Here is a 20372-nt window from a genome sequence, read left to right on the forward strand (position 1 = left end):
GGGTGTACTAACTGTTCTGGTATGTCCTTCGAATTCATTATAGGAATCTACTAGTCTCCCACCAAAAAAGCATATACTACTCTAAGCCCAACTCAGTGTATGCTCGGAAGCCTGGAGGCAAAGGTACTGGGGGTTTTAGAGGACGAGGAGGAGGCGAGTGTGAGAGAAGTCGTCGACGGTCTTGAGGAGAGGGGAGAGGACAAGGCATACACGACGGTGGGGACTATACTCGACAGACTCTACGAGAAGGACATAATCGAGAGAAGGGAGGAGCCTTACAAGGGCGGGTCGAGGTACGTCTACGAGTACGTCGACTTCGAGGAGGACTACCTCAACGAAATTCTACGTGACGTAGTCGACCTCTTCGGCTGTGAAGGTATAGACAGTCTCCACGAGAAGATCTCCGAGAAGAAGGGTGAGGAGATCTGTAACGGCGAGTCCGACACTGACACCGACGAAGACCCGAAGGAGAAAAGCCCTACGGGGGAGACGTCTGACTGACATAATGGCAGTGGAAATACAGTCTCTCCCTTTTGCTGGGAGCTACCAACAGCTTCTCCTTTATCTGTCTCTCGCGGGTGCTGGCTGGTTCGGTCTTCTCACCGTGTACTACGCCGCGCTCTCGAAAAGGAGAGCCGTCGTGTCGATGTTCGCGAGCTTCGGGGTCGCGGGAATCATGACAGTCTGGTCGACGAGCGGTATGCTCGTAGTCATAGGTAGTCTCCGTCTACTCACGGGATTTCCTTCTATGTCGTGGGGGATACTCGTCTCAGTCGTCGAGCTCGCACACGTCATATCTATAGCACTCCTGTCGTCGCTCTTCGTCTTCAACCAGTGGAGCGTGAGGAAGATGTTCGACAGGTACGAAGACCTCGCCAACACCGAGGTCACACGTGACCTAAACGAGATGGTAGACGTAGACATCTTAATAGACGAGTTCGAGGTCGGGAGTCTGCGTCTTTTAGCCGTCGACGACATAGAGGCGGGAGCCCACACTATGGTGATAGCGAGTCCGTCACTTGTCTCACCAGCGCTCGGCGAGGACGTCGTCGTAGTCAAGAGTCCTCTCGTTAGAATGCTCGAACCCGAGGAGCTTGAGACAGTTCTAGCACACGAACTCGCACACATAGAGGAGCTCGACGGCAGGTTCCGTCCCTACTTCGAGATACTAGCCAACATACTATCCTTCGACCCTCTGGTTCAGAGGATAAAGAACTCGATACGTAGGAGACAGGAGTACGGAGCCGACGAGAGGGCGGTCGAGGTCACCGGAAACCCGCGGTGTCTCGCGCGTGCTCTCGTCAAGGTGTCGGAGTACGAGTCGGAGATGGGCGGCTTAGGTCTAGACGTCAAGCAACGTGCCGAACGTCTCGTGAGTATGGGTAAAGAACAAGAACAGAACAAAAGTCAGAGACAGAAACAGAAGAAGACGGCGTAAAATAGAATAGATTAGAATAGATTAGACTGCATTTATCTTAGCTTAGCTCCACTCTTCTTCCCACGTCTCGAGAAGCTCTTCCTTCGTCTCAAGACCGTCCTCGGGGAGAGCGTGGTTTATGACGTACGAGCCTTCCTCGTGGACGTTGTCCCACATCTCCTGGTGAGCGACGGGAGCCTCGTCCCAAGGCGTGAGATGCGTCTCGGGTATCTCGAAGATGCCCTGCTCTATTGCGGAGTTCATCTGCTTGACCTCGTACTGGTTCTTCATGTGCGTACCGAATATCTCGGTCGACGGCATGTAGATACGTCTCTGACGCATCCAGACCTGAGGCGCGTAGAACGAGTAACGGTCTCCTTCCATCTCCTCGGAGAAGACGACCTTACCCATGTACGACGAACACATCATAGTCGAGGCGGAGAGTGTGTTCTGTCCCGCTCTCTCGAATATGACCTCGGGGTTTCCACGCGGGTTGTCGGGGGTCTTGAGTATCTGACCCACCGCGATACCTATCGGCTTGAACATCTTGTTCATGTAGTCGCCGATAGCCGCCGAGAGCTCGTCGGGGTTGCTCGGACCCGGAAGCTGGGGCATCGTGTCGAGCCACTCGAACCTGTCGCTCTCTTCGTCTATCTCGTCGAGTGATACGACGCCCTCGACGTCGTAGCTGTCCTCGACGTACTCCTTCTGTTCGTCGGTCTCTGTGACAACAGCCACACGTGCGTCGTTGTCTATAGCCGCCTCTATGGCTTCCTCTCCGACCTCGTCCTCTACGCCCTCGACGTCCTCGGGCGTACCGTACCAGACCATGACGCCCTCTCCGGCGCGGAGGTCGGCACGTCTGTACATCTCCTCGGGAGTCGACTCGCCACCCTTTCCGATAAACGCCATCTCGTATCCCGTCGAGGCTCCGTAGAAGGCGAGACGTCCGCCGTCGTCGAGGAGCTGGTACGAACGCGAGAAGGCGTGCGCTCCGGCGTGTGATATGACGTAGTCGGCGAGGTCGCCGTCGTTCTTCTCACGGTACTCGTCGAGGAGAGGCTGACCCGCTTCGACCCAGTCGTCCCACTCGTCAGGGTCGTTCGGAACCATATGCATCGCGTCTTCGAGAGCCTCCTGCTTCCTGTTGATCGCGGCGTGAGCACCTGCTCCCTTGGCTCTCTCAGCACGTTCGTCGCTCGAGACGAGCCCCGTGACGTTGAGTCCACGTGACGAAGCCATCATGACTGCGTCTCTTCCCGTACCCGTCGAAGCTCCCTCTATGAATATGTTCTTGTCGGGCTCGACGTCGAGGTTGGTGAAGAGGGCACGGTAGATCGTACCCATCGTGAGTATGTAGCTTCCCGCCTCGGTGAGGTCGAGATTCTGGGGAGGCTTGAAGAGCTGGGGACCCTGTGCGACCATGAACTGCTGGTGCGACCCGTCGGGGGTCTGGTATCCCTGTATCTCGAATCCGGCGTCCATCGGGTCGCGTCCGACGTTGGGCGAGAGGACGTCGAACTGTCCCGCATAGACGTGGACGAGGTCGCCTACCTCTATACGTCCCTCTTCCTTGAGAGCCTGTCCCGTCTCGGCGACGAGAGCGAGACCTCCCGATCCGGTTATGTGGTAGTCCTTGTCGTAGTTCTTGTAGGTCGAGACGGGTATTCCCGTTATAGCCCAGACATCGTTGTAGTTGACCTCAGACGTCAGCATGTAGAGGAGGGCGTCGTTGGGACCCGGCTCCTCGACAGGCACGACGACTTCCTTCTCGGCTCCGTCCTCGACGGGCTCACCGTGGTCGGGCTCTCCCGTCTCCTCGTCTCCCGTGAGTGCCCACGCGAGCTGATAGTCGGGAACGGGAGTCGCTCCGGGGTAGAAGGGTGAGTCGGGCGGAAGTACGACGCCGTCCTCTATGAGCTCCTCCTTCGTCTCCTCGTCGGGGACGAGCGGGGGGTTGTGGGGCTTGAGGGGAAGCGGGTTCGAACTCCCGTCGAGGAAGTCCTGTATACCCGTCTTACCGAGGTCATCGTCGACGACGACCTCACCGAAGAGCTCTCCCTCTGCTTCGAGTCCGTCGGATATTCCGTTCTCGAATCCCTCTTCGATAGCCTCGACTGCGGCTTCGACTGCGGGTGTACGTCCGAACTCCTCCGACTGTGTGAGTATACGGCTGTACTCGGCGTCGTCGGATAGGTCGGGGTAGTCGTCTCCCGACTCCCACCGCTCACGGTCGGACTGTCTCTGGGAGTGTGCGTCTTCGAGAGTATCGTCTTCTCCCGTGATGTAGCCGTAGGCGAGGTCGTGTGCTCTGTTGACGGCGGCTTCCTTGTCGACTACCTCGTCGACGAATCCCATCTCGAGAGCCTCATCGGCGGAGTAGTTCCTGCCGTTGAGGATCATGTAGGCAGCCTGCTTGTATCCCTCGTCGCCGTTCTCGTCGTAGGCGAGTCTCGGAAGACGCTGTGTGCCTCCGTATCCGGGTATTATATACAGGTTGATCTCGGGCTGTCCGAACTCGGCGTCTCCGTCGACGACCGTGTAATGGGTCGACATCTGGAGCTCGTTTCCTCCTCCGAGCGCGACTCCGTTGACTGCGGAGACTACGGGGATGTCGAGGCTCTCTATCTTGTCGAAGGCTGTGTGTGCTGTCTCGCACATCGCCTCGACGTCGTCGGCTTCGTCCTGTTCGAGGAACTCCTCTATGTCGGCTCCCGCGACGAAAGCCGTGGTTCCCTCACCCGTGATGACCGCTGCGTCGGCTTCCTCCTCTATCTCGTCGACTATCCCGTTAAGCTCGTTGAGAGCCGTCGAGTTGAGGGCGTTGACGGGCGGGTTCGAAACTGTTATCTCTGCGACTGTTCCGTCGTCGTGGGCGAAGTACTCGACCACGAAGTTCTCGTACTCCTCGTTAGCTTGTCTTATTGTTGACATTCAATTACCACCGAATCTGTCATTATTGACGTATTGGTTCCCGAGTATTAAGGTATCGATTAACACCGAAAGGACAAAACGCGTCTCGGACGTATGATACGTATGGACAGTCTCGAAATAGAGCTCGTAGCCGAGGAACCCGTCGACGAACTCGTCGAACTCTCCGAGGTCGCAGAGGAGGAGGGCTTTGAGGGAATCTGGATCACCGACCATTACAACAACAGGAACCCCATCGTGGCTCTAACAGCTATAGCGCGTGCGACAGACGAGATAGGGATAGGAACGGGGATCACCAACCCCTACTACGCACATCCGGCGTGGACTGCGAGCGCGATGGCGACACTCGACGAGATGAGCGACGGAAGGGTGCGTTTCGGCTTAGGACCCGGGGATCCTAACACTCTCAAGGCGCTCGACGTCGAGAGGGAGTCTCCCTTATACGAAGTACTCGACGCCGTCAAGCTCTCGCGGGGTCTCTTCCGTGGCGAGAGTATGGACGTAGACGGTCTCGCAAACGGAGCGAAGCTCAACTACGACTCACGTGATATCCCCGTCTACATAGGTGCTCAGGGTCCCAACATGCTCAGAATGGCGGCGGATCACGGCGACGGAATACTCATAAACGCGTCACATCCCGACGACTTCAAGTGGTCTCTCGAACAGATAGGCGAGACAGATGCTGAGATAGTCGCCTACACCTCGTTCTCCGTAGACGAGGATCCCGAGAAGGCGGCGGAGGCGGCACGTCAGCCCGTCTCTTTCGTCGCGTCGGCGTCGCCCCCGCCTGTACTCGACAGACACGACGTAGACAAGGAGATCGCCGACGAGATAGGCGAGAAGATTGAGGAGGGCGATTTCTCGGAGGCGTTCTCTCTCGTGACACCTAACATGCTCGACTCGTTCTCAGTCCACGGCACCCCTGACGACTGCAGAAAGCAGGTCGACGAACTCTTCGAGGTCGGCGTAGACACCGTAGTCGTGGGATCGCCCCTCGGTCCCGACCCCGAGTCTGCGATACGTCTCGCCGCCGACGCTCTCGACTGAAACTTATAGCCATTACATCTATTACACGGGGTTGCGTACGAGTAGTATGCCCATCGACATAGAGAGCTTCGAGGAGGACTCGGAGACTGAGCTACGTTCCGAGGGGAAGACTAACTCCGAGGAGATACTCTCTTTCTTAGCCTCGAACCCCGATAAGGCATACACTCCGAAGGAGATACACGAAGAAACCGGTGTCGCAAGGGGAACTGTCGGCGTCGTTCTGTCGCGTCTGGAGAAGAGGGATCTCGTCCGTCACCGCGGAGAGTACTGGGCAGTAGGTGATGTCGAGGATCTCGACAAGACACTGACTTCGATGTCGGTGTCACGTGCTGTGACACAGCGTCTCGGAGCCGAAGACCCCGAGGAATGGGGTCGCGGCGTCGAGTCTGAGACGGAGAACCCATAGATGCCTAACGACTACGGATATGGTGAAGTCTGGTGGGGTCCTGCACTACATAAGTCGTCTCCTGCCTACCGACCCTGGCTGATAATAAGCGATGAAAGACATCCTTTCTCGAAGGACGAATGTATCGTGCTCGCTATGACTTCTCAGACACATTCCGAAGGAATCGAAGTACAGGACACTGACTGGGTTCGAGGAGGCTCCGACAAGGACTCGTATGTCTCACCCTGGTACGTGACTACGGTCAAGAAACGTGACCTCGACAGCCAACAGGGCGAACTTAGGGCGGCTACTGTCGAGAAAGCAGTCGGTAAGCTGAGTAGATATATAGAGGTCTGACACGTGCCTACCGTGAAGACTTAGTAGGCAGTCTGTCATCTCATACCATGGAAAGGCTCAGAGAGTCGCTTCTCAACGCTCCCGTGGTCTCGAAGGGAGACTACGACTACTTCGTCCATCCGATCACCGACGGCATACCTCTTCTCGAACCGTCTCTTCTCCGCGAGATCGTGACGGGGATTCTGCGTAAGTCAGAGGTCGAGAAGGCGGACAAGATAGTTGCCCCTGAGGCGATGGGTATACATATCTCGACCGCTGTCTCGCTCGCGACCGACGTCCCTGTCGTCGTCGTGAGGAAGAGGGGATACGGCTTAGAGGGTGAGACACAGGTGCGCCAGACGACGGGCTACTCCGAGAACGAGATGTACATAAACAACGTCAACGAGGGTGACACCGTCGTGCTCCTCGACGACGTCGTCTCGACGGGTGGCACACTTTCGTCTATCGTCGGAGCACTCGAAGACATAGGTGCTGACGTAGCCGACGTCGTGACAGTTATACAGAAGAGGTCGGACGAGAGAGAACTAGATACCAAGTTCAAGAGCCTCATAGAGGTTGACGTAGTCGACGGAGAGGTCGAGATACTCAGCGATACTACTGACACCGATTCCTAAGCATGATACCCGGAACCGAGATGGAGAGACTGTGTGAGGAGGTCGGCGACGCCGTCGAGTCGAGCGTCTCGAAGATAGACGGTGAGAGAGCCGACGAGGTCGTCGGAACCGGAGCCGACGGAACCCCGACGAAGTACATAGACAGGACTGCGGAGGACGCCGCACTCGAAGTCTTAGAGGAGTACGGCGACCTCAGGGTCATAAGCGAGGAGGTCGGCGAGGTCGTCTACGGAGACCCCGAGTTCACTGTCGTACTTGACCCCGTCGACGGAACCTACAACGCCTCCGTCGGAATACCTCTCTATACCGTCTCGGTCTGTATCGCCGACGGAAGAACTACACAGGACGCCGAGTACGGCTACGTCAGAGAGCTCAGATGTGACGAGCGTTTCACAGCGCGGAGAGGAGAAGGAGCCTACTTAGACGGCGAGAGGATAGAGATGTCAGACGACACGGATCTACACAGAATGAGCGTTGGCATATACAACACACACAGAGTCGACGTATCGAACTTCAAACGTCTCAGGGTCTTGGGATCGGCGAGTCTCGAGATGTCGTACGCCGCCGCAGACCGTCTCGACGCTTTCATGGATCTACGTTCGAAGCTACGTGTCGTAGACTTCGCCGCCTCGAAGCTCATAGTCGAGGAGGCGGGGGGTGTAGTCACCGACTCCGACGGCGGCGAGATAGAGATGCGCTTACGTCCCGACGAGTGCTCCGACGTCGTCGCGTCGACTCCGGAGATACATCCCGAAGTCCTCGACGAGGTGACCGACGGATGAGGATAGGCATTGTCTCACACTACGTACGTGACTCCGACGGCGACACTGCGAAGGAACGTGTCGATCTATCGGAGGAGGTCGTGACACGTATAGCCGAGTTCCTCGACGGGGAGGGGATCGAGTACACCTTTAACAAGGGAACCGGACGCGCGCTCGGATCGGAGGACGCAGTCGCGATAGACCAGATGGACGCCGACGTCATAGTAACTGTCGGAGGCGACGGCACTATACTCAGAACCATAAGACAGCTACGTGATCCCGTCCCCGTTCTCGGGATCAACACGGGACGTGTCGGCTTCCTCGCCCACGTCGACCCCACCGACGCAGTCGAAGCAGTCGCCGAGGTTCTCGAAGGCTTCGAGACCGAGAGCCGTGCACGTCTCGGGATAGAGCTAAACGGAACTAAGCTACCTCCGGGACTCAACGAGACCGTGATAGTCACGTCACGTCCCGCGAAGATAATGGAGTTCGACGTCTACCACGCGGGTGAACACGTCGAGTCGGTGAGATCCGACGGCATAGTCGCGGCGACACCGACGGGGTCGACCGCCTACTCGATGAGTGCGGGTGGTCCCCTCGTAGATCCGAGCGTCGAGGCTTTCCTCGTCGTACCTCTCGCTCCGTTCCGTATGAACACCGTACCGTGGGTTCTCGACTCGGAGGACGAGACTGTGATAGAGCCCAGGAGAGCCGAGAGGGAGGGCGCAGTAGTCATAGATGGATCACATATCACCAACATTGAGCCTGGAGACGAGATACGGTTTACGCGAGCCGAGAAGGACGCTCTCTTCGTCAAGACTGAGAAGACCTTCTTCGACAACGTGAGGGAGAAGCTTCTGTAAACTACCTCACCCCAACAACCGCAAGACTGTTACTGTAAGCACGGCTATGTTGGGACATGGTAGGAGGCTACATCGACCACACGATGATAAGGGTTGAGGACAGGGAAGAGAGCATCGAGTGGTACCGTGAGATGCTCGACTGGGTCGTCCACAGGGAGGTCAACGCCGACGGATTCGACCTAATATTCATGGGTCCTGAGGACGTCGACGACGACCAGCATCTCATAGAGATGACTTACAACCACCCCGACCCCGAGACGGGAGAGAAACAGACTTACGACTTCGGAGACGCGTGGGGGCATTTCGCCATAGCGGTTGACGACGTCTACGAGGCTTACGACGAGCTCATGGAACGCGGCGTCGACGACTACCGTGACCCCGATTCGTGTGGCGGCTCTTACGCCTTCGTCAAGGATCCAGACGGACACGAGATAGAGCTAGTCGAGAGGGACGTCGAAGACCCCTTCTAATCCAAGATGAAGATGACCGACGAAGACAACCAACTCAGCGCCGACGAGAGGAGGGTGTTACGACACATAGAAGACGAGGGCGAAGCCTATCAGAGTCAGATCTGGAAGGAGCTCGATATCAGCAGCAAGAAGGCGAGCCGTATAGTCTCAAAGCTCGCCGACGCGGGTCTCGTCGAGCGCGAGGAGGCGGTCTACGAGGGCAACAGGACTTACGTCGTGAGACCCGTGCGTCAGAGCCTTGACTACTCGCTCCTGATGGCGGGCGACATGATCTCGCCCTTCATAGGAACCGAGGAAGAGGTCGACCCGATAAGCTCAGACGCCTTCACACAGTGGATACTCGAACTCAGCCACGAGGAGGCTGGATAAATAAGTATGTTCGGCATTGAACAGCTACCACAGGCTACGTCTCCCTACTCTATACTCATCTTCAGCACAGCCGTCTTCATGGGTCTCGCACTCATACAGCTTCTGAGAGGCTGGATGACACGACGCCGTGCGGAGGATGAGGCGGTTGAGACCGAGTGGGGAAGCATGGCTCCGTGTCCCGAGTGTGACGAGATGACCGAGGCACAGTACAGGTACTGCAGGAACTGTGCGTCCGACACCGGAACCGAGTACACCGACGACCCCGGCGTAGACGGCTCCGACAGCAGCAGCATGCTTTAGTTTAGATTATCGGTCTACTCTTCGGTTCGGCTCTGTCTTCTCTTTCTCCTCATCGCCTCCTCCTTCACACGTTTTAATACGACGACCCCCCAGATCACGAGGACTACTCCGACGACGGGGAGGACACTCGCTGCCTTAGTAGCAGTAGAAAGGGGTGTCGATGGATTGCTCAACAGACCTCCTAAGACTAGTAGGACGAGTCCGCCTAACACGAGATACAGCCCTTTTCTTCTCTCCGACTCTATGTCCTCCATGAAAGTAGAGTTGGTCTCGGCGTAACAAAAAGGGTTCCCCCTCGGGCGTCAGTAGTTTTTTTAAACTTTCAGCCGTTTTTACTAGGTAGGCGATAAAATGGGGATGGGCTCCTACGATGAGAGCGAACAGCAGAAACACGAGGGAAAGGTCGACGAGAACGTCGGGGAGAACGACCAGATAACTACTGAGTCTTACGATGGGGACGTCTCGTACGAGACTCCCGAGGCGGACGAGCTTCTGGAGAGGTTCAAGAACGACGTACAGGACGAAGAGTAGAATAGACGTATCTTCTCTTCACAGCTTAATTCAGCAGGCTTAATCCTGCGAGCGACGTATCTCGTGTAGATGCCTCTTGCTATAGAGACTGAAGGTCTGGAGAAGGAGTACGGCGACCTCAAGGCACTTGAGGGCGTCGACATAGAGGTCGAGGACGGCGAGTTCTTCGGTCTTCTGGGACCCAACGGCGCGGGGAAGACCACTTTCATCAACATACTCGTCGGACTCGTCAAGAAGAGCCGCGGTGAGGCGAGGGTCTTCGGCTACGACGTTGAGGACGACTACCAGAAGGTGCGTGACATAGTGGGTATCGCGCCCCAGGAGTTCAACGTCGACCGTTTCTTCTCGATACAGGAAGTTCTCGAACACAAGGCGGGATACCACGGTGTCGCGAGCGACGAGGCGACGAGGAGGGCGGAGAAGGCTCTCCGAACCGTCGGGATATACGACAAACGTGACACGAGGTTCGACTGGCTCTCGGGGGGTATGAAGAGGAGGTTCATGCTCGCACGTGCGATGGTCACCGATCCCGACCTCCTCATACTCGACGAGCCCACCGCGGGGGTCGACGTACAGCTAAGACACGACCTCTGGGACATAATACGTGAGATGAATCAGGACGGTACGACTATACTCCTCACGACCCATTACATAGAGGAGGCGGAACGTCTCTGTGAGCGCGTCGCGATACTCGATGAGGGCGAGAAGATAGAGGTCGCGAGCCCCGACGATCTCACCGACAGAGGGGTCGACAGGCTGAGGTTCAGGCTCAGGGAGACGCCCGAAGAGGCTCCGTCGGTCTGCCGTGACAATCCCCAAGTCGTCGGAACAGAGCTACGTGACGGCGAGGTCGTCGTCGAGTCGGACTGCTGTGGCGAGGTTGCCCCCGAGGTCATAAAGGAACTCGAATCAGAGGGACACGAGATACTCGACATGGAGATGTCACGGACTTCTCTCGAAGAGATATTCGTCGACATGACTAGGGAGGAGACAGACTCCGAAGCAGAAGCCGAGGGGAGGTGTTAGAGTGTCTGTAGCATCTAGGGGGTTCGTGACACTCCTGAGACGCGAGACGATGAGATATCTCAGGAGACCCCGGAACACGTTCGTGCCGCCTCTCATCACCAACATACTCTACTTCTCAGTCTTCGGAGTCATACTCGGAGGACGCATAGACGAGATACAGGGCTTCTCGTACATACTCTTCATTCTCCCGGGTCTGATAGTCCTCGGCATGATCTCGAACTCGTTCGAGAACTCGTCTTTCTCAATCTTCCACGGCAGATGGAACGAGTACATACACGAGGTCATAACCTCGCCTCTCTCCTATACGGAGATGGTTCTCGCCTACATACTTTCGAGCGCGTTGAGGGGCGTCCTGATAGGAATCCTGATCGGTATCGTCGGAGCCTTCTTCACACCCGTTAGCTTCGCGCATCCCGTCTACATCGTCGGCTTCATCTGCGTAATCTCACTCCTCTTCGCGTCGCTCGGCGTGATAGGAGGACTCTGGGCGGAGGACTTCGACTACCTCACCGTGATGAACCAGTTCATAGTCCGTCCCCTCGTCTTCTTCGGCGGAGTCTTCTACTCGTTAGAGATACTCCCGTCGCCGTGGGACACAGTCTCTCTCCTCAACCCGATGGTCTACATGGTCAACGGTCTGCGTTACGGAATGATAGGCTACTCCGACGTCGATCCCAACGCCGCCTTCGTCGTACTCTCGGTACTCACCGCTGTCGTAATAGGCGTCGACGTCTACCTCTTCAGAAGAGGCTACGGATTCACGGAGTGAGGGTAAAGAGTGGAGAAGAGTAGAACTCCTGACTCTTACTTACTCAACCAGACTCTCGCCGTCGATCTCATCGGGCGCGTCTATATCCATCAGGTCGAGGACAGTCGGAGCCACATCGGTAATTGAGGCGTCGTCGGCGTCTATCTCGACTTCGTCGTCGGTGTCGACTATCAGAGTAGCGTCGTCGAATGTGTGCATTCCGTTCCTCTCGCCCTTCTTGTAGACGGGCTTGTCGGGACCGAAAGACGCCTTGAGGTCGTATCCTCGGTTGGGGACACAGACGACATCGGGTGTTATACCGAACTCGTCGCCGTCGTAGACCTCCTCCCTCACGTATACCTCGTCGATAACCTCGTTACCGTCGGGGTCTTCGAGGTCTTCGAGCATCCCGACGAGTTGGTCGCGCACCTCGTCGTAGTCGTCTTCTGAGACGCTTCCTCTTGGCTCGCGTCCTTCGAGGTTTATGTAGAAACGTCCGGGTATCAGGCTGTATGCCTTTGTGTCGTCGGTGATGTTTTCGAGACTCGTCTCGACTTCGCAGTCTCCCTCCTCGGCTTCGACGTCGACTGACTGCCATCCCTCGTCACGCAGCCACGCATTCATGTCTATCTCGTGTTCGAGTCGGCAGAAGCCGTGGTCGGCGGCGACTATCATCGACGTGTCGTCGTCGAGCCTCTCACGGATCTCGCCTATGACCTCGTCGACTCTCTCGTAGAACTCCACGAACTCGTCGCCGAGTTGGTCGCCCTCCTCGTAGTTCTCCCAGAGGAAATGGTTGACCCTGTCGGTCGCCATGAAGACGTGCCAGAGGAGCGACCAGTCCTCGTTCTCTATGAAGTGGTAGAGAGCCTCGGCGCGTGCGTCGAGTGTCTCCCTCGCGTTACGTATGAACTCCTCCTTGTCGTCGTGTCCTAAGCTGGCGTCGACGTCTACGCGGTAGTCTATCGACTTGAGGTACTCGATGACCTCGGGGTCGTTCGAGACCGACTCTATCTCTGGTGTGAGGAAGCCCGAGACCATAGTACCGTCTATCTCCTCGGGCGGGAATGTCACGGGAACGTTCGAGACGACGCTTCTCCTTCCCGAGTCTCCGACTACGTCCCAGACGCGTTTCGACTTGACGTGTTTTCCGAGGGGTATGTAGGTGTCGTAGGAGCCTCTCTCGCGTTCCTGAAAGCCGAGAACCCCCGTCTTCCCGGGGTTCGTACCCGTCGTCATCGCAGGCCAGCACGCACTCGACTCTGGGGGAACGACTGCGTTCATGCTATCGATACCGCCGCCCGAGATACGTTCTATGTTGGGGAGCCTGCCGTCTTCGATGAGATCCTTGAGGAGAGACTTCGGCACACCGTCGATTCCTATGAATGCGACCTTCTGACTCTGATCCTCGTCAGACCTGAATCTGTCTAGAAGTCCCATAAGCCAACTTCGTACCCCAACATATATCCTTTAACTTTTATCCGACGACGACGACTTCGTAGTATGCCGAGGAAGTCTTCTATAGACGTCAGATGGGGTGACACCGACGCGGGAGGTCTGATCTACTACCCACAGATCTTCTCGTTCTTCGTCAAGGCGTTCAACGCCTACTTCGAGCCGATCTCCAACCATCTCATGGAAGAGATGAGAAACGAGGGGATCAAGATACCCACCGTGACCGCCGACTGTGACTTCTACACTCCTCTCAAGGCGGGAGACACAGCGGTCGTAGAGGCGGAGGTCGTCGAGATGGGTGAGACGTCTCTGAGATTCGAGTTCGAGGTCACGAGGGACGGCGACGACGTCGCCGACGCCTCCGTCAAACACGTCTTCACCGACAACGACTTTAACTCCGTGAGGATACCCGACGAGGTGAGGGAGTTTGTCGCCGAGACAGAGGATCTGTGACTGTAAGTATGAGTAGAACGACAGCCCCAAAGGCTTCGAGTCCGTATCTCACGTAGATGTCGACCAATAAAGACAGCACTAGCAAGACAGAGATAGCCCATCTCGTCGCGGCGTGGCTAGCTCTCAGCTTGGCCGTCACGCTTCTTTTCGCCGATCCCCTCTCGTCTCCGTCGGTGCTCGGAGATCCCCTAGCACTCGGAGTCGTCTTCGGAATCTCTTTCGTCACCGCGGGCGCGGGCTTTCTCCTCCACGAACTCGCACACAAGGTCGTAGCACAGCGTTACGGCTACTGGGCTGAGTTCCGTGCCGACCCCGAGATGCTCGTGATAGCCGTCGTGAGCGGTGCTATCGGCTTCCTCTTCGCCGCTCCCGGCGCTGTTCAGATCTACTCGTACGGAAGAAGAAGTATAACCGACCGTGAGAACGGAGTCATATCGGTAGCGGGTCCGGTCACGAACCTGGGACTCTTCGCCGTCTTCGGTCTCACAACCGCAGTCGCGGGAACCATGGATATCGGGATTGCCGAGCGCGCGGGACGGTTCGGTATGTTCGTAAACGCCTTCCTCGCGGCTTTCAACATGATACCCTTCGGTCCTCTCGACGGCAGGAAGGTTCTGTCGTGGAACAAGGGCGTCTTCGCGGGAGTCATCGGACTGAGTGTTGTTCTCGTCGTCTACTCGTCGGGCTTCCTCGGCTGACAACCATAACCGATTTTAGAACTCCTGCCTCAGATGGAACATGGACTACGCTGAAGCGGGTGTGGACATAGAAGCGAGCGAGCGTGCTGTATCCGCGCTCGCCGACGAGATAGAGATGGAACACGGCGACTACGCGGGTCTTCTCGAACTCGGTGACTACGTCCTCGGACTCACTACCGACGGAGTGGGTACGAAGATACTCGTCGCCGAGGCGGTCGACGACTACTCGACTATAGGCATCGACTGTATTGCTATGAACGCCAACGACCTCATCGCCATGAATCTCACACCCGCTGCCTTCGTCGACTACCTCGTCGTCGACGAGCCGAGCGAGGACGTATCACGTGAGATAGGCGAGGGGATAAAAGAAGGTGCCGAGAGGGCAGGAGCCAAGATCGTGGGTGGAGAGACCGCTGTGATGCCCGAGGTCGTCGACGGCGTAGACCTCGCCGGAACGTGTCTCGGAATCGGAGAGCCCGACGAGGTAGTAGACGGCTCTGAGGTCGAGGCGGGAGACGTCGTCGTCGGACTTCCTTCGAGCGGCGTCCACTCGAACGGTCTGACTCTCGCGAGGAAGGCGGTGACACGGGAGTACTCGTACGACGACCAACTTCCGTACGACGGAAGGACGGTAGGAGAGGAGCTCTTAGAGCCGACACGTATCTACACAGAGGCTCTCGATATAGCAGACGAGTACGACGTACGTGGGATGGCACATATCACGGGAGGCGGCTTCAGTAACCTGGGACGGATCTCCGACCACAGGTACGTCGTCGACGACCCCCTTCCGATACCCCCTGTCTTCGACTTCATAAAGGATCTCGGCGATGTCTCCGAGAAGGAGATGCACACGACATTCAACATGGGAATGGGCTTCGCCTTAGTCGTCCCCGAGGAAGACGCCGACGAGATCGCCGCTGGCGACGACAACGAGTACGAGGCGAAGGTCGTCGGACGTGTCGAGGACGGCGAGGGAGTCGAGGTCAGAGGGATCGAGCTATAGTAGAATGAAGGTATGTGTCTACGTCGAGTGGGAGTCTCAGGTCTCCAAGAGCGGCATAGGAACCTCGGCTCGTCAACAGAGGAAGGCTCTTAGGAAGAACGGTGTCGAGGTCACCGACGACCCCTCCGACGACTACGACGTCCTCGATGTCAACACAGTGGGTCCAAAGAGCCTCTACCATCTCAAGAAGGCACAGACGAACGGAAAGCCGGCTGTCGTTCACGCCCACACGACTGCGAAGGACTTCCGTGACTCTTTCCGTGGGAGTAACTTACTCGCCCCCGCTCTCCGACGTTATCTCAGCTTCTTCTACTCCCGGGCTGACGCAGTGATCGTGCCGAGCGACTACACGAAAGGTGTCGTAGAAGGCTACGGCATCGATCCACCCGTTCACTCAGTCTCAAACGGCGTCGACATAGAGTCGCTTGAGGGACACGACGAACTCAGAGACGAGTACCGTGACAAGTACGACCTCGACGGAACAGTCGTATTCGCAGTCGGACACGTCTTCGAGAGGAAGGGACTCTCGACCTTCTGTAAGCTCGCACAGCGTCTGCCAGATACCGACTTCATCTGGTTCGGTCCCGTAATGGACAACCCACTCGGCTCGAAGCAGACTAAGAGATGGATAGAGAACCCGCCCGACAACGTCGAGTTCACCGGCTTTATCGACGACATACGCGGCGGCTTCGGGGCGGGCGACGTCTTCCTCTTCCCTACGAAAGAGGAGAACCAGGGAATCGCAGTCTTAGAAGCCATGGCGTGTGAGAAGGGCGTAGTCGTGAGCGACCTCCCCGTCTTCGACGAGTTCCTCACCGACGCCGAGAACTGCTTCAAGGGTGACAGTCTCGACGAGTACGAGGAGGCGATAGAACGCATGAGGGACGACGAACTAAGGAACGAGATGGGGAAGAACGCGAGACGCGAAGCCGAGAAGCACTCGCTCGAAAACGTGGGTGAGAGTCTGATAGATGTCTACGACTCCCTACTCTGAGCTAAGTCTCTATCCTACGCAGGTCGACGCTCAGATACATCGAACTTATTCCTCCTACCAGAACCGTGAACCAGTAGACACAGAGACGGTAAAGTAGTGCCGCAGCCGACGCCGCGGGTAGACCCAGACCCGTTAGGCTGAATATCGTGACGGCGATAGCAATCTCGACACCTCCTAAGCCGCCGGGAAGAGGCAGAAAGCCCGCGAGACCGCTTACCGGTATTATGAGGAGAGTCGTCCCGAGAGGTACATCGTAGCCGAGCGAAAGTAAGCTTGTGTAGAGAGGGAGTATGAAGAAGAACCAGCCGATATGTGAGAAGACAACTGCGGTCGCCATCTCACGTCTGTTCTCCGAGAAGAGGTCGAGTGTCTCGAAGAAGCCGTCTATCCGCTCCTTTACGTCCTCTTCTCTGAGAGCGGTTCGGAGGTTCGACGACAGTTTCCCGACAGTCTTACGCAGAAATCCTGTGACTCTCAGAACAAACGACTCGACTAAGTCACGTCTGTGCCATATGAAGAGGGCGGCGGAGACGGCGACGGCGGCTACTACGACGAAGACCGCGGCGTAGTTCCTGACGTCGGGGTTGAACGATCTCCTCGTGACGAAGTACGAGAATCCCACGATACCGTACGAGAAGAAGGGGATGAGGTTGAGAAAGTCGGCTGTTATTACGGCTGCGAGGCTGTGTTCGTAGTCTATGTCGGACGACTTCGAGAGAACGTAAGCGATGAAGGGCTCGCCTCCGAGCTGTCCGAGCGGAGTGATATAGTTCGCAAACATAGCGCTCAGGAATATCACGGTTATACGTCCTCTCGAAATCGCGTGGTCTATCACAGACAGGACGTGGTTCCAGACTGCACTCCACGCCACGAGACAGATGAAAGACGAGACGAGTCCGAGCGAGAAAACCCCGAGGTCGGTCTTCGAGAGGGTAGAGACTACCTCGTTCCATCCGATTGCGTAGACGAATAGGAGTATTATGACGGCGGCAACCCCGAATCCGACCAGAAGACGCAGACGTCTTCCCATGCGACTTATCTCTCCGGTGTGTGACTGTCTGTGTCTGTATCCGTGTCTGTGTCTCGGTCGTCTGGTTCTGACCCTGTGACGTGGCTTCTCTGTTTCTCCTTGCTCATCTCTATGAGAATCTCGAATATCTCACACGTCCTCTCGGGGTCGATTCCGAGTGCCTCCGCCTTCTCTGCGACCCTGTCGTAGACGACCTCCTCACGCTCGGGGTCGTTTATCTCCTTCCCCTCCTGCATCTTGACCTCGGCGATGCTCTCGGCGATATACGTACGACGCGCTATACTCTCGACTATCTCCTCGTTGACCCCCTCTATCTCCTCACGGAGACTCTCGAGGTCTAGACTACCCTCGCTCCGTCGTTGTCGGTCTCGACTTCCAGAACCGTTCCCGGGTGTTTCTCCCACTCTTTAACTACCTCCTTTATGTCTTGTCTGTCTCCTATCGCAGCGTACGATGGACCTGTGCCGCTCAGACCAGCGCCGTCTACGTGTTCGAGGGCATCGACAGCAACCGAAGGATCGAATCCGAGAGCCGCCGAGTAGGCGAGTCCGTTTATCGTCATCGCTTCGGCGTACTCTCCGTCCCTCGCCACCTCGAAAGCTCTGTCGACGACCGACCCCACGAGACGTGACCTCTCGACGTCTGTGTCGGCACTCTTCGCGGTCTCGTCGGGGACGTAGACTGCGACGTCCCAGTTTACCTCCTCGCGCTTGATTATCTCGTCCTCCGAGTTGTCAGTGAGGACGACTCCTCCGAGCATAGAGGCGGCGGCGTCGTCTATCGCTCCGGTGATCGTGACTCCGGCGTCCCTCGCCGCCTCGACCCCTATACGTGTCGCCTTCCTCCTGTCGAATCCCTCTGACTCTCCGATGGCGTCGAGTGTCGCTAAGACTGTCGCGTTCGCCGCCGCGCTACTCGACTTGAGACCGCTCGCCATAGGCACGTCGCTCGAAGTCTTTACGTGTGCTCCGTCGTCGACGTCGAAACGTTCGAGCACGAGTTCGGCGCATCTCTCTATCAGGGACGTATCGGCGTCAGGCTTGTCTTCTATCTCCCCCGTGACGCCTCCGTCTCCGCCGACCTCGACTTCCGCCGACGTGTAGAGGTCGACGGCGAAGGCACTACCCTTGAGAGTAGCTATCGCATTTATAACCGTCGCAGCGCCGGGTGCCTCTGCCTCGCCTCTTCTCATTCTTTCTTCTTACTGCGCTTCGGTGCCACTTAACCATGCCGGATGCTTCCAATCTAAGCTAAGTATATACGTCTAACCACCAAGTATAATCCCGTCGAGGGACAACCTACTACAAATGAGTACCGACGCTGACTCCGACGCCTTCGAGAGGGTCAAGAGAGAGCTCGCCGACCTCGTAGTCTCGGGGGAGGTCGACCGTGACGAGCTCGAATCCGTCAAGAACTCCGTCTGCGGAAAACACGGTGCAGAGAAGGTTCCGAAGAACTCCGACATACTCGAAGCAGTCCCCGACGAAGAACGCGACGAAGCCGAGTCTGTTCTCCAGACGACCCCTGTGAGGACTGCGAGCGGTGTCACACCCGTGGCGGTGATGACCTCGCCGGCTCCGTGTCCTCACGGGAAATGTGTCTACTGCCCCGGAGGACCCGACTCGGAGTTCGAGTCGCCTATGTCGTATACGGGGGAGGAGCCCGCGGCGATGAGAGGCAAACACAACGACTACGATCCCTACGATCAGGTCACACAACGTCTGAGCGACCTGAGGGAGACGGGACATCTCGTCGACAAGGTCGAACTCATACTCATGGGCGGGACTCTCACCTCGCGGTCTCTCGACTACCAGGAGTGGTTCGTGAGAAGATGTCTCGAAGCCATGAATACCTTCGGCACATCGGAGGGCGAGGACAACGACTGGAAGCCTTTCGAGGAGGTCGAGACGAGAAACGAGACCGCCGACGTACGTAACATAGGCACGACCTTCGAGACAAAACCCGACTGGTGCGGCAAGGAACAGATCGACCATATGTTACGTCTCGGGGGAACGAAGGTCGAGATGGGAGTCCAGACTACAGACGACGAGACACTCCGTCTCACACACAGGGGGCACGGCGACGCCGAGACGCGCGAGGCGAACAGACGTCTACACGACGCCGGCTTCAAGGTCGGCTTCCACATGATGCCCGGGCTCCCGGGACGTGACCCCGAGGATGACATCGACGACTTCCGCGAGATATTCGACAACCCCGAGTACCGCCCCGACTACCTCAAGATATACCCCACTCTCGTCGTCGAGGACACGGGTCTCTACAAGATGTGGCAGCAGGGCGAGTTCGAGCCTCTCGGAAACGAGGAGGCGGCGGACGTAGTCGCCCGAGCGAAGAGGATGATTCCCGAGTACACGCGTCTCTCACGCGTACAGAGGGACATACCCGCCGACAACATAGAGGCGGGCGTCTGGAAGTCCAACCTCCGCCAGTTAGCGCGCCACCGTCTCGACGAGATCGGAGGCGACTGTGACTGCATAAGATGTAGAGAGGTCGGTATGAACGACGAGGCTCCCGACGACCTCGACTTCGGCTTCGACATGACCGAGTACGGCTGTGCGGGAGGCGACGAGAAGTTCCTCCAGTACAAGTCGGAGTCGGGACTCTTAGCGGGATTCCTGCGTCTGCGTTTCCCCGGACAGACAGTCCGTTCCGAACTCGAAGACTCCGCGATAGTCAGGGAGGTACACGTCTACGGAGACGAGGTCGGCGTCGGAAGACAGGGCGACGGATTCCAGCACTCGGGTCTCGGAACCGACTTGGTCGAGAGGGCGGAGGAGATGTCGCGCGACGCGGGCTACTCACGTCTCTCGGTCATAAGCGGAATAGGCGTACGTGAGTACTACAGGTCTCTCGGCTACGAGAAGGACGGTCCTTACATGGTGAAGGACTTCGAGTAATAGCC

At 57.2% G+C, this 20372-nt stretch carries 25 protein-coding genes; 19 read left to right on the top strand and 6 right to left on the bottom strand.

What is annotated here, in order from left to right; translation table 11 throughout:
- Positions 1-99: 99 nt before the first annotated feature.
- Together SV253_09540 and SV253_09545 are read left to right on the top strand one after the other, a co-directional pair.
- Positions 100-501: a BlaI/MecI/CopY family transcriptional regulator gene (locus SV253_09540; protein MDY6776292.1), complete on the top strand. Its 402-nt coding sequence runs from the start codon at positions 100-102 to the stop codon at positions 499-501.
- Between the two features lie 4 nt (positions 502-505).
- Positions 506-1438, top strand: coding sequence for a M48 family metalloprotease (locus SV253_09545; GenBank protein ID MDY6776293.1), 933 nt, complete (start codon positions 506-508; stop codon positions 1436-1438).
- A gap of 42 nt (positions 1439-1480) precedes the next feature.
- On the opposite strand, the gene SV253_09550 is transcribed toward SV253_09545, so the two are convergent.
- Positions 1481-4351: an enoyl-CoA hydratase-related protein gene (locus tag SV253_09550; protein ID MDY6776294.1), complete on the bottom strand. Its 2871-nt coding sequence runs from the start codon at positions 4349-4351 to the stop codon at positions 1481-1483.
- A gap of 102 nt (positions 4352-4453) precedes the next feature.
- Here SV253_09550 and SV253_09555 point away from each other — a divergent pair, with 102 nt between their 5' ends.
- Genes SV253_09555 through SV253_09595 form a run of 9 tightly spaced genes read left to right on the top strand, consistent with a single transcriptional unit; the run spans position 4454 to position 9514 of the window.
- Positions 4454-5395: a 5,10-methylenetetrahydromethanopterin reductase gene (locus SV253_09555; protein ID MDY6776295.1), complete on the top strand. Its 942-nt coding sequence runs from the start codon at positions 4454-4456 to the stop codon at positions 5393-5395.
- Between the two features lie 46 nt (positions 5396-5441).
- Positions 5442-5801: a helix-turn-helix domain-containing protein gene (locus SV253_09560; GenBank protein MDY6776296.1), complete on the top strand. Its 360-nt coding sequence runs from the start codon at positions 5442-5444 to the stop codon at positions 5799-5801.
- Positions 5802-6137, top strand: coding sequence for a type II toxin-antitoxin system PemK/MazF family toxin (locus SV253_09565; protein ID MDY6776297.1), 336 nt, complete (start codon positions 5802-5804; stop codon positions 6135-6137). It abuts the gene before it with no gap.
- 47 nt (positions 6138-6184) lie between these two features.
- Complete coding sequence (gene hpt / locus SV253_09570) at positions 6185-6751, top strand: hypoxanthine/guanine phosphoribosyltransferase (GenBank protein ID MDY6776298.1); 567 nt, start codon at positions 6185-6187, stop codon at positions 6749-6751.
- 2 nt (positions 6752-6753) lie between these two features.
- On the top strand, positions 6754-7533 hold the full coding sequence (locus SV253_09575) for a bifunctional fructose-bisphosphatase/inositol-phosphate phosphatase (protein ID MDY6776299.1): 780 nt from the start codon (positions 6754-6756) through the stop codon (positions 7531-7533).
- The gene (locus SV253_09580; protein ID MDY6776300.1) at positions 7530-8375 is read left to right on the top strand and encodes an NAD(+)/NADH kinase; all 846 of its coding nucleotides are present in this window, start codon (positions 7530-7532) and stop codon (positions 8373-8375) included. Before SV253_09575 ends, SV253_09580 begins: the two co-directional genes overlap by 4 nt.
- A 56-nt stretch (positions 8376-8431) precedes the next feature.
- Positions 8432-8845 (top strand): VOC family protein, encoded by a 414-nt coding sequence (locus SV253_09585; protein MDY6776301.1) that lies wholly within the window; start codon positions 8432-8434, stop codon positions 8843-8845.
- Positions 8846-8851: 6 nt separating this feature from the next.
- Positions 8852-9214: a DUF2250 domain-containing protein gene (locus SV253_09590; GenBank protein ID MDY6776302.1), complete on the top strand. Its 363-nt coding sequence runs from the start codon at positions 8852-8854 to the stop codon at positions 9212-9214.
- A 6-nt stretch (positions 9215-9220) separates the two neighbouring features.
- On the top strand, positions 9221-9514 hold the full coding sequence (locus SV253_09595) for a hypothetical protein (GenBank protein ID MDY6776303.1): 294 nt from the start codon (positions 9221-9223) through the stop codon (positions 9512-9514).
- A gap of 14 nt (positions 9515-9528) precedes the next feature.
- Here the strand turns inward: SV253_09595 and SV253_09600 are convergent, their stop codons facing one another.
- Positions 9529-9768, bottom strand: coding sequence for a hypothetical protein (locus SV253_09600; protein MDY6776304.1), 240 nt, complete (start codon positions 9766-9768; stop codon positions 9529-9531).
- 103 nt (positions 9769-9871) lie between these two features.
- On the opposite strand from SV253_09600, the gene SV253_09605 reads away from it, so the two are divergent.
- From SV253_09605 to SV253_09615, 3 genes are all read left to right on the top strand, one after another.
- Positions 9872-10045 (top strand): DUF5786 family protein, encoded by a 174-nt coding sequence (locus tag SV253_09605; GenBank protein ID MDY6776305.1) that lies wholly within the window; start codon positions 9872-9874, stop codon positions 10043-10045.
- Between the two features lie 69 nt (positions 10046-10114).
- Positions 10115-11071 (top strand): ABC transporter ATP-binding protein, encoded by a 957-nt coding sequence (locus SV253_09610; GenBank protein ID MDY6776306.1) that lies wholly within the window; start codon positions 10115-10117, stop codon positions 11069-11071.
- Between the two features lies 1 nt (position 11072).
- Positions 11073-11840 (top strand): ABC transporter permease, encoded by a 768-nt coding sequence (locus SV253_09615; protein MDY6776307.1) that lies wholly within the window; start codon positions 11073-11075, stop codon positions 11838-11840.
- A gap of 39 nt (positions 11841-11879) precedes the next feature.
- Here SV253_09615 and SV253_09620 read toward each other — a convergent pair whose 3' ends face one another.
- Entirely contained in the window at positions 11880-13259 is a 1380-nt protein-coding gene (locus SV253_09620) for an alkaline phosphatase family protein (protein ID MDY6776308.1), read from the bottom strand.
- A 63-nt stretch (positions 13260-13322) separates the two neighbouring features.
- Here SV253_09620 and SV253_09625 point away from each other — a divergent pair, with 63 nt between their 5' ends.
- From SV253_09625 to SV253_09640, 4 genes are read left to right on the top strand one after another with little or no spacing between them, the layout of a single operon-like run.
- Positions 13323-13727: a thioesterase family protein gene (locus SV253_09625; GenBank protein MDY6776309.1), complete on the top strand. Its 405-nt coding sequence runs from the start codon at positions 13323-13325 to the stop codon at positions 13725-13727.
- Between the two features lie 56 nt (positions 13728-13783).
- The gene (locus tag SV253_09630) at positions 13784-14425 is read left to right on the top strand and encodes a metalloprotease (GenBank protein MDY6776310.1); all 642 of its coding nucleotides are present in this window, start codon (positions 13784-13786) and stop codon (positions 14423-14425) included.
- A gap of 40 nt (positions 14426-14465) precedes the next feature.
- Positions 14466-15428: a phosphoribosylformylglycinamidine cyclo-ligase gene (gene purM / locus SV253_09635; GenBank protein MDY6776311.1), complete on the top strand. Its 963-nt coding sequence runs from the start codon at positions 14466-14468 to the stop codon at positions 15426-15428.
- 4 nt (positions 15429-15432) lie between these two features.
- Positions 15433-16422 (top strand): glycosyltransferase, encoded by a 990-nt coding sequence (locus SV253_09640; protein MDY6776312.1) that lies wholly within the window; start codon positions 15433-15435, stop codon positions 16420-16422.
- A gap of 1 nt (position 16423) precedes the next feature.
- Here the strand turns inward: SV253_09640 and SV253_09645 are convergent, their stop codons facing one another.
- From SV253_09645 to SV253_09655, 3 genes are read right to left on the bottom strand one after another with little or no spacing between them, the layout of a single operon-like run.
- Positions 16424-17452, bottom strand: coding sequence for a lysylphosphatidylglycerol synthase transmembrane domain-containing protein (locus SV253_09645; protein ID MDY6776313.1), 1029 nt, complete (start codon positions 17450-17452; stop codon positions 16424-16426).
- 5 nt (positions 17453-17457) lie between these two features.
- Positions 17458-17856, bottom strand: a complete 399-nt coding sequence (locus tag SV253_09650; protein MDY6776314.1) for a chorismate mutase — start codon at positions 17854-17856, stop codon at positions 17458-17460.
- The gene (locus SV253_09655; GenBank protein MDY6776315.1) at positions 17790-18644 is read right to left on the bottom strand and encodes a shikimate kinase; all 855 of its coding nucleotides are present in this window, start codon (positions 18642-18644) and stop codon (positions 17790-17792) included. Before SV253_09655 ends, SV253_09650 begins: the two co-directional genes overlap by 67 nt.
- 115 nt (positions 18645-18759) lie before the next feature.
- On the opposite strand from SV253_09655, the gene SV253_09660 reads away from it, so the two are divergent.
- A complete protein-coding gene (locus tag SV253_09660; GenBank protein MDY6776316.1) occupies positions 18760-20367 on the top strand; it encodes a tRNA uridine(34) 5-carboxymethylaminomethyl modification radical SAM/GNAT enzyme Elp3 in 1608 nt (535 codons plus the stop codon).
- Positions 20368-20372 lie beyond the last annotated feature (5 nt).

The sequence above is a fragment of the Candidatus Afararchaeum irisae genome (assembly GCA_034190545.1).
GTDB classification, from domain to species: domain Archaea; phylum Halobacteriota; class Halobacteria; order Halobacteriales; family Afararchaeaceae; genus Afararchaeum; species Afararchaeum irisae.